At 37.3% G+C, this 12,338-nt stretch carries 12 protein-coding genes and 5 tRNA genes; 5 read left to right on the forward strand and 12 right to left on the reverse strand.

Annotated elements, in window-relative coordinates; translation table 11 throughout:
* The first annotated feature begins 48 nt into the window (after positions 1-48).
* Both ACN6MX_RS00550 and ACN6MX_RS00555 read left to right on the forward strand, forming a co-directional pair.
* The gene (locus ACN6MX_RS00550) at positions 49-1,041 is read left to right on the forward strand and encodes a Gfo/Idh/MocA family protein (RefSeq protein WP_419960752.1); all 993 of its coding nucleotides are present in this window, start codon (positions 49-51) and stop codon (positions 1,039-1,041) included.
* Positions 1,042-1,065: 24 nt separating this feature from the next.
* Entirely contained in the window at positions 1,066-2,124 is a 1,059-nt protein-coding gene (locus ACN6MX_RS00555; protein WP_419960753.1) for an aldose epimerase family protein, read from the forward strand.
* 58 nt (positions 2,125-2,182) lie between these two features.
* Here ACN6MX_RS00555 and ACN6MX_RS00560 read toward each other — a convergent pair whose 3' ends face one another.
* From ACN6MX_RS00560 to ACN6MX_RS00595, 8 genes are all read right to left on the reverse strand, one after another.
* Positions 2,183-2,995 carry an aldo/keto reductase gene (locus ACN6MX_RS00560; protein ID WP_419960754.1) on the reverse strand — a complete coding sequence of 271 codons (813 nt, stop codon included), beginning with the start codon at positions 2,993-2,995 and terminating at the stop codon, positions 2,183-2,185.
* A 66-nt stretch (positions 2,996-3,061) separates the two neighbouring features.
* Positions 3,062-3,937: a radical SAM/SPASM domain-containing protein gene (locus ACN6MX_RS00565; protein WP_419960755.1), complete on the reverse strand. Its 876-nt coding sequence runs from the start codon at positions 3,935-3,937 to the stop codon at positions 3,062-3,064.
* A 125-nt stretch (positions 3,938-4,062) separates the two neighbouring features.
* Positions 4,063-4,695: a hypothetical protein gene (locus tag ACN6MX_RS00570; RefSeq protein ID WP_419962518.1), complete on the reverse strand. Its 633-nt coding sequence runs from the start codon at positions 4,693-4,695 to the stop codon at positions 4,063-4,065.
* 523 nt (positions 4,696-5,218) lie between these two features.
* Positions 5,219-5,289 (reverse strand) — tRNA-Gly (locus ACN6MX_RS00575).
* Between the two features lie 6 nt (positions 5,290-5,295).
* Positions 5,296-5,371 (reverse strand) — tRNA-Phe (locus tag ACN6MX_RS00580).
* Positions 5,372-5,519: 148 nt separating this feature from the next.
* Positions 5,520-5,595, reverse strand: a tRNA-Asp gene (locus ACN6MX_RS00585).
* A gap of 3 nt (positions 5,596-5,598) precedes the next feature.
* Positions 5,599-5,673, reverse strand: a tRNA-Met gene (locus ACN6MX_RS00590).
* Positions 5,674-5,833: 160 nt separating this feature from the next.
* Positions 5,834-5,926, reverse strand: a tRNA-Ser gene (locus ACN6MX_RS00595).
* Between the two features lie 269 nt (positions 5,927-6,195).
* Between ACN6MX_RS00595 and ACN6MX_RS00600 the strand changes: the two genes are divergently transcribed.
* Together ACN6MX_RS00600 and ACN6MX_RS00605 are read left to right on the forward strand one after the other, a co-directional pair.
* Positions 6,196-7,728, forward strand: a complete 1,533-nt coding sequence (locus ACN6MX_RS00600) for a DEAD/DEAH box helicase (protein ID WP_419960756.1) — start codon at positions 6,196-6,198, stop codon at positions 7,726-7,728.
* A 26-nt stretch (positions 7,729-7,754) separates the two neighbouring features.
* Positions 7,755-8,534, forward strand: a complete 780-nt coding sequence (locus ACN6MX_RS00605) for a YqhG family protein (RefSeq protein WP_419960757.1) — start codon at positions 7,755-7,757, stop codon at positions 8,532-8,534.
* 312 nt (positions 8,535-8,846) lie between these two features.
* Here ACN6MX_RS00605 and ACN6MX_RS00610 read toward each other — a convergent pair whose 3' ends face one another.
* The 3 genes from ACN6MX_RS00610 to ACN6MX_RS00620 form a co-directional block, all read right to left on the reverse strand.
* The gene (locus ACN6MX_RS00610; protein ID WP_093536219.1) at positions 8,847-9,071 is read right to left on the reverse strand and encodes a sulfurtransferase TusA family protein; all 225 of its coding nucleotides are present in this window, start codon (positions 9,069-9,071) and stop codon (positions 8,847-8,849) included.
* A 16-nt stretch (positions 9,072-9,087) separates the two neighbouring features.
* Positions 9,088-10,152 (reverse strand): YeeE/YedE thiosulfate transporter family protein, encoded by a 1,065-nt coding sequence (locus ACN6MX_RS00615; protein WP_419962519.1) that lies wholly within the window; start codon positions 10,150-10,152, stop codon positions 9,088-9,090.
* Between the two features lie 389 nt (positions 10,153-10,541).
* The gene (locus ACN6MX_RS00620) at positions 10,542-10,907 is read right to left on the reverse strand and encodes a DUF2188 domain-containing protein (RefSeq protein WP_419960758.1); all 366 of its coding nucleotides are present in this window, start codon (positions 10,905-10,907) and stop codon (positions 10,542-10,544) included.
* A 232-nt stretch (positions 10,908-11,139) separates the two neighbouring features.
* Here ACN6MX_RS00620 and ACN6MX_RS00625 point away from each other — a divergent pair, with 232 nt between their 5' ends.
* Complete coding sequence (locus ACN6MX_RS00625) at positions 11,140-11,877, forward strand: LysM peptidoglycan-binding domain-containing protein (RefSeq protein WP_419960759.1); 738 nt, start codon at positions 11,140-11,142, stop codon at positions 11,875-11,877.
* 208 nt (positions 11,878-12,085) lie between these two features.
* On the opposite strand, the gene ACN6MX_RS00630 is transcribed toward ACN6MX_RS00625, so the two are convergent.
* The gene (locus ACN6MX_RS00630) at positions 12,086-12,298 is read right to left on the reverse strand and encodes a hypothetical protein (RefSeq protein WP_419960760.1); all 213 of its coding nucleotides are present in this window, start codon (positions 12,296-12,298) and stop codon (positions 12,086-12,088) included.
* Positions 12,299-12,338: the final 40 nt, after the last annotated feature.

Raw genomic sequence — 12,338 nt, forward strand, 5'->3', positions numbered from 1 at the left:
AAAGCGTTCGGGTCATAGCACTAAAACTAAAAACAAAGGAATGATTAAATGGAAAACATTCGTTGGGGAGTATTAAGTACGGCAAATATCGCGCAGCAACAGCTAATTCCCGCAATGGGCAGAGCGAGTAATGCGGAGTTAATTGCTATTTCAAGCCGAGGAAGTCAAGTGTATGAAGTAGCTTCTAAATTTGGTATCTCTAGAGCCTATGAAAGCTATGAAGAGCTTCTGCACGATCCGGATATTGAAGCTATTTATATCCCTCTACCTAATAATTTGCATAAGGAATGGGTAATTAAAGCCGCAAAGCAAGGAAAGCATATACTATGTGAAAAGCCAGTTGCATTAACAACCGGAGATGCAGAGGAAATGGTGGAAATATGTCGAGAAAACAACGTGAAGTTCATGGAAGCCTTCATGTATCAGCTACATCCACAGCATAAGCGTGTTAAAGAAATTATATCCTCAGGTGAAATTGGGGACATTAAGCTTATCAAATCTAGTCATTCCTTTTTCCTAGAATCGCGTGTCAATAAAATAAAAATGGACAAGGCAATGGGCGGAGGCAGCCTTTATGACGTTGGTTGTTATAGTATTCATGCCATCCGCTATTTGTTAGATTCTGAGCCAGTTTCTGTGCAATGCTTTGCTGAGCTAGATCCTGAAACCGGTGTAGATTTGAGCACATTTGGATATTTGAACATGGGTGGTGGTGTACGTGCCATGTTTGACTGTAGTTTTGATATGACTAGAAGAAATGAATATGAAGTAATAGGTACAAAAGGTACTATCAGAGTACCTTTCGCTTTCCGACCAGATAATAACGGTGGAGTAGGAAAAGTTATTACTCAAGTAGCAGATATAATCCGTGAAGAAAATGTATATGGAGATTTATATCGACTAGAGGTGGAGCATTTTTCCAATGTAATACAAACGAATGGCGATCCAGAAGTTACAGGAATTTCTACTATTAATAATATGCGGGTAATAGAAGCTTGTTATCAATCTATCCAAACGGGAGAACTCGTAGAGATTAAGTAACATAGGAAAGGGCTGAATTGAGAAGTGTTAGTGCAAGAGAAATTATTTGGATTTATAGATAATCGGCCCGTTACATTGTTTACAGTAAGAAATAAAAACGGTTTTGAAGTATCCTGCATGAATTATGGGTGCGTAATTATCGAGATTTTAGCATCTGACCGAAGACAACATTACGAAAATGTAGTATTGGGGTTCGATACATTAGAAGAATACGGTCAAAATGCCAAGTATTTAGGAGCTGTTGTAGGTAGGGTTGCTGGTCGTATTAAAGGAGGATACTTCCGTTTAGGAGAGAATGTCTACAATATTACAATGAACGAGAAAAACAACCATATACATGGAGGACCTAAAGGATTCAGTCATGCGCTATGGGATGCTACCGTGTTGGAAGGAGATCAGGAAACAACAATCGAATTTACTTATTTAAGCAAAGATGGGGAAGAGGGTTACCCTGGAAACCTGGAAATGAAAGTAGCTTATACGATTCTAAACGATAAAGATACGCTATCTATAACATATACTGGAATTTCCGATAAGGATACATTAGTAAATGTAACAAATCATTCGTATTTTAATCTTAGTGGAAATTTGAAAAGAGATGTATTGGGTCATGAACTCATGATGGATAGTCCTGCGTATTTGGAGTTGAATGAGGAATTTCTTCCAACTGGAAATTTAGTACCTGTAGAGAATTCTGTATTTGATTTTCGAGAGAGTCGTAAAATTGCCGAAGGAGCGGCTTCTGTTCATCCTCAAAATGTATTAGTCGGCAACGGTTACGATCATCCGTTTTTACTGAAAGAAAGCGAACCTAGCATAATGGTGTTGTCAGATGAGGAGAGTGGTCGCAAACTAGTAGTAGAAACGACAGAATCTGCCGTCGTTCTTTATACAGGAAATAACTTGGGCAGCTCTACATTAATGAGAGGTGAACAATTAAGGGATTATTTAGGTGTATGCTTGGAAACACAAGGTCCACCTGATTCTATTCATCATCCCCATTTTCGTTCATCAATCTTAAAAGCGGGGAAAGAGTATAAATCAACGACGATTTTTTCCTTTGGAGTTATTGCAGGTGAATAGTAAAGAAAAAGCCGAGGGAAAGTGTAAAATGACTTTTTCTCAGCTTTAGTCGTATTGGTTAAAATTGAATTTCGTCTGGGTCAGGACCGATGCGAACATTTGTAGCAATCTCAGCAATTGCTTTCATATCTTCAGATGATAATTCGAAGTCAAAGACATCAAAATTCTCTTTAATACGACTAGGAGTAATTGATTTTGGTAGAGCAACTCGTCCTAACTGTAGATGCCAGCGAAGCACGACCTGAGCTGGAGATTTCCCATATTTTTCGGCAAGCTGAAGGAATAAGTCAAAATCTAAAAACTTCCCGTGCATTAATGGGCTCCATGCTTCAATATGAATACCTTTATTGTTTAAATAGTTCACAAAATCATGCTGTGGCAATTGTGGATGTAGCTCAATTTGATTGACCATAGGAGTCATCAATCCAGCCGACTCTAGTTGCTCCAGATGATGTTCTTTAAAATTAGACACACCGATTGCTTTTATTTTTCCTTCATTATATAGCTCAATAAGCGCACGCCATGCTTCTACAATTCCATCTACTGGCCAATGGATTAAGCATAAATCCAAATAATCCGTTTTTAAACGGTTAAGCGACTCTTGAAATGCCTCTTTTGTACGACCTGCACGAACATCATCATTCCAAATTTTTGACGTCAGGAAAATGTCCTCACGTGCAACACCAGAAGCAGCAATTCCTTTTGCAACTCCTTCTTCATTTCCATAAGTAGCGGCAGTATCGATATGACGATACCCAACGCGTAACGCTTCCTCTACGGCTGCTGGAGCTTCTGTTTCGTTGTCAACTTGCCATACACCAAAACCAATTTGAGGGATTTTCAATCCATTGCTAAGTGTTATAAATTCCATATATATCTCTCCTCTTTAAAAATCTAATATTAACATTTGAATTCCTTCGTATCCATTAATAAGACATTAAACTCCAAATCTCTGTCTATATCCACATTTTCTGCACATTTCTTCGACTGCTTCTCTTCTTGTGAATCCGTCATACAAATTATTTGCTCGTTCACTTTCAATAATGTCGGAGAAAGAATTGTTATTAATATTCCCTAAGTTAATTACGCCTTCTCCATCGAGACAACAAGGTACGACAGTCCCATCAACAAGGATAGCTGCTTGGTTTCGAAGTGCATGACAAAAGCCTTTTCCATCATCTTCTGGTGCAAATAAACTCGGCCATTGAAACTCATGATCCTGGCTTAAATAGATGTTATGTGCAATTTTAATCCCTTTACCTGGCTGTACCTTTTCTTCAATCTTAAAATCTAGATTATATTCTTTTTCAAGTATTTCTAGTGTTTCTCGATTTCTACGTTGTGCTGCCTCTGAAACCTGATCCTTCTGTAAGTTCCATAGTCGGTAGGAGATAATAATATTATGTTCCTTGGCTTCTCGTACAAAGTCCAGTATATCTTCCAAATATTTCTCGCGATTTTCAGATCCTTCATGACCATCGAAACTATGTAAAGAAAAATTGATTTGACGAAGTGCTGGTTTGCCCAACAGCTTATGTCTATTTTTATTGATAAGGGTACCATTAGTCGTAATATTAACTTTAAAATCCTTGGCATGACTGGCATCTAATAATTGGTCAACCCGTGGATGTAAAAGTGGCTCACCTTTTACATGGAGGTAAATATATTTTGTATGTGGTCGAATCTCATCTAATGTTTTATTAAAAGCATCCAGTTTGAGGATTCCTTTTGCTCTACTTGTCGGTGGACAGAAGCTACAAGCAAGATTACAAACGCTAGTAATTTCAATATACATTTTTTTAAAGGTTTTCAAGGTATGTTCTCCATTTCATTTCTTATTACTCTCATTTTATCAGATTATCTCCTTTTGTTGATGGTTTTTGAACATAATAAAACATCCCCAAATGGCAAGTTGACCATTTGGAGATGTTATTAAAATTAAAGATCTATAATTTCATCATATCCGACCATTCTATCCATATGACTAGCAATCATAGCAATAATAGTACTGGCTTCATCTTTTTTAAAAGTAAAGGTACTCTCATCTTCGAGCTCCTCGTCATCTGTCCAAATACGATTCACCCTACGGAGAACACCATCGCCATTTGAACTGTCTACACCAAACTGATAAGTTACTTCAATTTCATCTTCTATTAAAAATGCAGTGACTTCAGGGGTTTCCCATTCCACATCAATTTCCTCGACTGTAATTTCATCGTCTTCGTCATCTTCCATATAAACCAATTCAATATCGGTATCGTCCATAAGAAATTCGTGAAAGCTTTCATGAACAGCTTCTATAATATCAGTAATATCATCCAATATTATTCTCGTAGGTTGAAGAAGTTCTTCATCGAAGTTTTCTACATAGAATTCTTCGTTATAAGGATCAAATAGAATGGTACAAAAATAGTCTCGTTCCTCTTCATCGGTACTAATAAAAAATTCTATCCTTGGATGTTTAGAGGCCCGATTAATATTCATATGCCCGACTTGATCATATTCTTCACAAATCGAGTTCAAATGATCCTGCAGCTCCTCTGTTACTCTGTCAAACCATTCCGTAGTAATAGTCATTACCGCCCCTCATCATTTTCTCCTACTATCTTGTCCAAATTGGGAATTATTATTCCGGTGAATAAAAGAAATTTAGGACCTTCGAATATTTTAAAAGAGAAAGGGGACGTTAAAGTGAAACTTCAATCAGTGAGGGTTTTATTCATCACCCATTGATTGTTAGTTGAACCATTCGGTCTTTTACGGGCAGTTATCTCCCGCTTATGCTTGATTTTCTTGGACCAAGCCTTAAAGTGGGAGTCTTATTGCTCGTTAATGCGGGATAAAATGTGTATGACTAAAAACAAAGTGGAATTGGAATGACTAGTAAGGATAAACCAAAACCAGAAGACTGATCAGATAACGTGAAAAAGTTGAACGAGAACATGGAGGCTGCCGAAGAAACAATGGGGCACACTTCTGGCAATGATCAAGAAGCTATCCGAAAAGAGATTTTAGAAGAGGCAGAAGACCGTAAGAAATAATAAAAAGAAGAAGACCTATTGATTGTGCATCAATAGGTCTTCTTACATTATGAAGCGGGTGAAGAGAATCGAACTCTCATCATCAGCTTGGAAGGCTGAGGTTTTACCACTAAACTACACCCGCATAATATGGTGGCTCAGGACGGAATCGAACCGCCGACACAAGGATTTTCAGTCCTTTGCTCTACCGACTGAGCTACTGAGCCAACTTCGATTGTGCTAAGCTGTGAATCTCTTTGTCAGCTTCATTTGTTCAGTCTGTCACGTACTTTAGTACGCTCCTTCCATCACTCAATCGCTTCCTCGACCTTCTTGCTTATCACCAATCTCAAATTAGATTGAAATCAAAAAAAATGGCGGTCCCGACCGGGATCGAACCGGCGATCTCCTGCGTGACAGGCAGGCATGTTAACCGCTACACCACGGGACCATTTGGTTGCGGGGACAGGATTTGAACCTGCGACCTTCGGGTTATGAGCCCGACGAGCTACCACTGCTCCACCCCGCGATAATATTATACTCACAAACACCATGACACTACGCTCATGAAAAGTAAGACACCTGCTTCGGCTGACGCCTGCATCGGTGTTAATCGTCATCTTCGTTTGACGATTTGCTCCACCCCGCGACAATTAAAAATTTACAACTAACAATAATAAAATAAAAAATGGAGGAGGAAGAGGGATTCGAACCCCCGCGCGGTATGACCCGCCTGTCGGTTTTCAAGACCGATCCCTTCAGCCGAACTTGGGTATTCCTCCAGAGTTAAATAATAGTTTGGATATATTCCAAATCATCATTTGCGACTTTTATATTATATAACACTATTGATCAGAAAGGCAATGTTTTTTTTTGAAAAAATTAAATTAGATTCTAAAAAGGTGGATTTTGTTAGTTTCTTTGTGTTTAAATTTCCGAAAATCTCGCTAGGCTAAAGTAATGTAAATACACTATCTCTTTATTTCACAAACTTTAACATACACTTCTATTTTTGGGACATCCTAAGAAAAAGTAATATGAGGTGATAAAAATGATTATTGAAAGGTCTTCGGAATGGGCAGAGGGTTTGATTAAACGGCTGGAAAATGTTGAGCCATGGGATAATTGGACTCTTTATAATATGAGTTATGATATTGCAAAAAATAATTTAATCACGGAGTTTACAGGTCTTCAATCTCCTAAGTATTTGACTAATTTAAAACCGCTTGAACATCAATTAAAGGTTGCGGAAACAGTTATTGAAAGGATGAATGGAAAAGCAATATTAGCTGATGAGGTGGGACTTGGTAAAACAATTGAAGCTGGTTTGATATTGAAAGAATATCTTGTTCGTGGATTGGTAAAGAAGGCTTTAATATTGGCTCCCGCCTCGCTTATCAATCAATGGGTAGAAGAGCTGCATTATAAATTTTATATACCTGCTGTACCTTATAAGAAAAATACTCCGTTAGAACATTGTGACGTTGTCGTTCTAAGTATGGACACCGCTAAAAAAAGTCCTCACAGAGAGCTCATCTTTGCACAGGATTATGACATGATCATTATTGATGAGGCGCATAAGTTAAAAAACCACAAAACTAAAATCTACGAGTTTGTGCAAAGTTTAAAGAAGAAGTTTTGCTTATTATTAACTGCGACTCCTGTTCAAAACGATGTGTTTGAATTATTTAATCTAATTTCGTTACTAAAACCAGGCCATCTTGGAAACTTCGAGGCTTTTCAATCAGCGTTCTCTGCTAGTAAACATGATTTAGAGCATGATGACTACTTGAAGGAGTTAGTAAACCAGGTGATGGTTCGAAATCGTAGACAGGACACAGGGATTGAGTGGACAAATCGCCAAGTAAATATTATTCCCATACAGTTTACAGAGGAAGAAAAAGAAGTGTATGACATGATAGTGGATCTAAAAAATATTTCGCCTATATTTTCAGGGGCGTTTTCGATGATTACACTTCAGAAGGAAATGTGTAGTAGCAAAGAGGCTACATTCCTTACGTTAAATAAAATGCGACAAAATTGTACTAATCCCGAGGAAAATGCTTCTGTAGAGAATGTTATGCAAAGATTAATGGCGTTAGAGAAAAACTCAAAAGCAGAGAAAGTGTACGAAATAATCTCACAAGCAAAGGATAAAGTAATTATTTTTACGGAATATAAAGCAAGTCAAGCATACCTGCAGTGGTATTTACACACAAAAGGTATTACGAGTGTGCTTTTTAATGGGAAATTCAATAAAAACAAACGAGATTATATGAAGCATTTATTCAAAGAGCATGCTCAATTGTTGATAGCTACTGAATCGGGTGGGGAAGGGATTAACCTTCAATTTTGTCATCATGTTATCAATTATGATTTGCCGTGGAACCCAATGAAGTTGGAACAACGTATAGGACGTGTGCACCGACTAGGTCAAGAACATGATGTTCATATTTACAATTTGGCAATTGATAACACAATAGAGATAGATATATTGAATCTACTCTACAAAAAAATTGATGTTTTTGAAAAGGTTGTAGGTGATTTAGATGATATATTGTCCGCTTTCAAACAAACAATTTAAATCGGGACATGTAAAGGAGGATTTAAATGTATCCGCAACAAGTTCAACATTACTTACGAACTTTTTTCTCCGAAAATAATTGTCAGTTCATGAATGATACTGATCACTATCTTACCGTTCAGCTGACGATTGATATGGATAAACGAATTATGAATAGACCTTATTATTGGCAATACGTCGAAAGCGTTGGTGGAGTGCCTAGTCCGTCACAGCTAACATTAATAACGGACCAAACAAAGCTAAATGAGAACATTAAAGGAGAATTAGTACATTTCGGTTCACCACGATTGAACCAACTCTTTCAAGCAACGCATGAAATGGGTGCTTTTATCCAAATGTTTGAACAGGTGGAGGAAACGATTAACCGTCCAATATTAACACCATGGCTAGGGGTGAATTATAAAGTTTCCTATTACAGCAACCAAACGAAAGAAATGCTTCATTCACTAGGTATTAATCTAATGAATGGCAATATAATAACGGATTTCCATGCTTCCTTAAACGAGATGAATATAGCTTCTACAATGCCACTAAATGCTTTTTTATTACCTTACGTTATAAAACCGATTCGTGGTTTAGAGCGGTTAGATGGAATAGTTGAAAAGGTCATTCAGCAGGATGATCATTCATGGGCTGACCAAGCAAAAAAAAGATGGCAGCGAGATATACGGGTGTTAGAATTCTTCTATGAGGGAGTAGAAGAGAGGCCAGAGTGCTACGAAATGGAGAAAACAGCATTACAGCAACAATACGAAGCAAGAATAAAGATTGAAATTATAAATGGCGGTCTGTTTTATTTGAAATAGAACTCTTTATTAAACCCATCTTAAGCCTATGCTTGAGATGGGTTTGGTTTTATTTTATTGTCGAATAAAATATTTCACGACTGTGCTATATTCCAAGCAGCTGAAACCTAAACCGTCTTATATTTTATTTTCCACAAGCCTTGCTTGATTTAATCCATAAAGAGAGCCTTCTTACATGTTTGAATGTAGGAAGGCACAAAGTATACTTTTAATTTGTATTGTCCTGAATCTAGCATCGAGTTACGCCTTAGGGCTCTCCACAAAGGAAGCCTGAAATACTTTCCATGACTTGTATAAACGCTTATGCTTTTGTTATTTCTTTTGAACAGTAATCGTCCAAGCGGCATCACCAACCTGTTCATAGTTAGTAACATTATGCCCTTCTTCTGCAGCCCAACGAGGAATTGTATCCGTAGCTTGCGTACAATCAAATTCAATCACTAGTTCATCTCCTGAGCTTAGCTCCGCGATAGCTTCTTTTGCTTCTACTAAAGGAAAAGGACAAACCATTCCCATGACTCCTAATACTTTTTTCATGTATAACACTCCTTCTTTATGCTGTTGTAACACTTGTTTGTACGGTTGCTTTACTATTTTTTTCCTTCCGTCCACGAATGAAGACGAAGTAAACAGCTGTCCATGTACCGAGAATCATGAAGATCAATGCGATCCATCCCTGCCAAGTCATTAAAGCCGTCATAACCAAACCGTTCCCAATGGAGCAACCACCTGCCAAGCTTGCTCCAAATCCCATTAAGTTACCTCCAGTAAAACTGGTTAATCCAGTTTTAACATCAGGCATTCTAAAACGGAACTCACTGCTTGCTTTAGCGGCAACAAATGATCCTACCAGAATACCAAGAACTAAAAATACTCCCCAGTTAATGAACGCCATATCTCCTGTAGTTAAAAATTGCAAGATATTTGCAGATGGAGTAGTAATACCTAAACCTGCAATTCGACCAGTTGCAGAGCTTAATGGCCAAGCAAGAATTGCGATTAGTCCAACTAATAGTGCCGTTACAAATGGATGCCAGCGCTTTTCAAATAAAATATGTGCCAACCCGTGTTTTTTTTGCTTAAGTGTTGGAATAACCACTTTTGGTTTTGTAACTTCTTTATAAATAATCCAACCTACAACAGCTAGTAATAGCGCAATTAAAAACCATACGTTTATACCTAGTGTATCTGCCATAGAATTCGATGGTAATTGAGATTGTTGAATGGTTTGATTTAACGGACTTAGTGGGCCTGTTTTCATAATTGCGCTCATTAACATATATCCAGCTAATGCGATCCAACTTCCTATTAAACCTTCTCCAGCCCGGTACCAAGTCCCGGTAGCGCAACCACCAGCTAATACAATACCGATACCAAATATAAATGATCCTAAAATAATTGCAAATAATGGTAAAGTACCTGTGGGAATTTGAATGACTTCAAGTGCGACCAGTGTATAAACACCTACACTTTGAACTCCAATGGCAATAAGTAATGCATAGAACATACGATTGTCTTTCGTTAAATACATATCACGAAAGCCACCAGTCAAACAAAATCTTCCGCGTTGCATCACAAACCCAAGCAAAGCACCGCACAACAAACCAGTAATAATCATTTGTACCAAGTAAATACCCTCCTCTTAATTCCTACTAAACTGATATGGATATATTATCTCAATTTTTTATTTATTTCAATAGTTATTTTGAAGGTAAAAAAGTAACTGCCGTAGCTATAAATAAGGATTTTGATGAGTGAATAAAAAATGTTGATATATTTAACAAACGGAGTGAGTTAGTTTAATGAGATAGAAGCTAGTTGGTTATACGTGATTATTTGGGGTTTTAAAGTGAGTATTTATACTAAGTAGGCGAGCAGTTTCCTTGAAACTACCGTAAAAAAACTCCCGAAATGGAAATTTCGAGAGTCTGTAAATTTACCTTCTTAAATACGAGAATAGATTTTTCTCCTAGAATCTAATCTTCTCGAGTATTTTCCATTCTTTGTTTATTCATATAAAGTATCTTCTACTGAGCCGTTTTCCTCGTAAATGGTGAGTATTCCATTCTGTTCGTTCACGTACGGTTTTGCTTTTTGGAGTAATTCTTCTTTCGTTTCTTCCACAAAAATAGCTCGTTTTCCGTCTCTCCTCCTGAGTACCCAGTCAGTTTCTCGGGAAATAACTTCGTAGGTGACACGATCTTCTTCATCCCCGTGTATTGCTTTTCGTGCCTGAGAAGTAGCAATAGAAATGGCCCGACCTTCCTCATAATTATCTCTTAATAAGGCATTGGCAATTTCGATGGCTTTTTCTCGTACATCTGCATCTAAGTTTTTCATAGAATCTGGATAATCATTTTTATTCCATGGCATTTTTAACGCCTCCTTAGCATTCGTTTTCCCGTTTCTTAAGGACTGAAACGTTTTGTGAATCAATACTTTATCGAAATGGCATAATAACATACTAAAGAAGTAATATTACAATTGTTGCATTGTGTCGAATCCTGTCATTTAAATGATATTTTCCTCTAATGATATTGCAATGTTTCTGTCATATGTAGGTGGTATGATGAATCTCGTTAGTGAAAAGGAGGAAATTCATTTTATGAAAAAACACATTATTGCACTAACCGCAATCGTAACACTATCAGTAGGAGCGGCAGGTCAAGCGTCTGCATCAAGCGTTCATACGGTAGAAAAAGGTGATACACTTTGGTCTATTTCTCGAGCAGAGAATGTAAGCGTGCAGGATTTACAACAATGGAATAATCTTAATTCAACAGTTATATATCCATCTCAACAATTAAGAGTAGGGGAAACTATAGATACGTATGTCGTTGTTTCAGGAGACACATTATCTAATATTGCAGAAAAAAATAAAATGACTGTAGAACAATTAATGACGAACAATCAGCTAACAAGTGATTTAATCATACCTGGAGATAAATTAGTATTGGCAGGATCGAAGGTTGTACAGCCAGAAGTAAAAGGAGCTACGACTACTTCAGTTACTTCTAAAACTCCAGCTGCAGAGACTAAACCGGCTACTGCTACAAAAGAGTATATGATGAATTCTTCAGCATATACTGCATCATGTGCAGGGTGCTCGGGAATCACAGCAACTGGTATTAATCTAAAAGCGAATCCGAACCAAAAAGTTATTTCTGTTGACCCAAATGTAATACCGTTAGGATCAAGAGTATGGGTAGAGGGTTATGGAGAAGCAATAGCAGGTGATACTGGCGGTGCCATAAAAGGAAATAAAATAGATATTTTCATCCCATCAAAACAAGCAGCACTCGATTGGGGACGCAAAGTAGTGAAAGTGAAAATATTAGATTAATCGACCTGAAAAATAAAGAGATTCAGCGAAGTTAGAACTCGCTGAATCTCTTTTACTTTGAAAAAATATTTTATCAATAATTTTAATAAATCTCACACTTGCTAGTATGTAAACTCCATTAGTAAACATATTGAGGCATAAGGTCTGTCCCATTAATTTACTAATGAAGTTACAACATATAACTATGAACTACAGCGAAACATTGAATTTAAGCTGGGAATTCAATTAAGGAAATTTCACGGCAATCTGCAACTACCAATTCGCCCCCTGTTTCTCTAAAGTAGGCAAGGTGAGTGCGCTCGTCAAAGCTTACAAAACGAAATACAGCCGCATTAAAACCATCTACAACAATCTCATCAACGCGATAATTTGGCGGTAGATTATCTAATAAACCACAAATACCATCTCTTCTATTGTTCAATTATTTTCACCTCCATCTTAAAAGAGGGAATACTATAATA

Origin of the sequence: Psychrobacillus sp. BM2 (assembly GCF_048572895.1) — a bacterium.
In the GTDB taxonomy this organism is placed as follows: Bacteria; Bacillota; Bacilli; order Bacillales_A; family Planococcaceae; genus Psychrobacillus.

What these genes read in the sequence shown, in the direction of transcription:
- ACN6MX_RS00550 (WP_419960752.1), top strand. Translation starts at nt 49, where the DNA reads ATGGAAAACATTCGTTGGGGAGTATTAAGTACGGCAAATATCGCGCAG.
- ACN6MX_RS00560 (WP_419960754.1), bottom strand. Translation starts at nt 2,995, where the DNA reads ATGGAATTTATAACACTTAGCAATGGATTGAAAATCCCTCAAATTGGT.
- ACN6MX_RS00600 (WP_419960756.1), top strand. Translation starts at nt 6,196, where the DNA reads ATGATTATTGAAAGGTCTTCGGAATGGGCAGAGGGTTTGATTAAACGG.
- ACN6MX_RS00605 (WP_419960757.1), top strand. Translation starts at nt 7,755, where the DNA reads ATGTATCCGCAACAAGTTCAACATTACTTACGAACTTTTTTCTCCGAA.
- ACN6MX_RS00610 (WP_093536219.1), bottom strand. Translation starts at nt 9,071, where the DNA reads ATGAAAAAAGTATTAGGAGTCATGGGAATGGTTTGTCCTTTTCCTTTA.
- ACN6MX_RS00615 (WP_419962519.1), bottom strand. Translation starts at nt 10,152, where the DNA reads ATGATTATTACTGGTTTGTTGTGCGGTGCTTTGCTTGGGTTTGTGATG.
- ACN6MX_RS00620 (WP_419960758.1), bottom strand. Translation starts at nt 10,907, where the DNA reads ATGCCATGGAATAAAAATGATTATCCAGATTCTATGAAAAACTTAGAT.
- ACN6MX_RS00625 (WP_419960759.1), top strand. Translation starts at nt 11,140, where the DNA reads ATGAAAAAACACATTATTGCACTAACCGCAATCGTAACACTATCAGTA.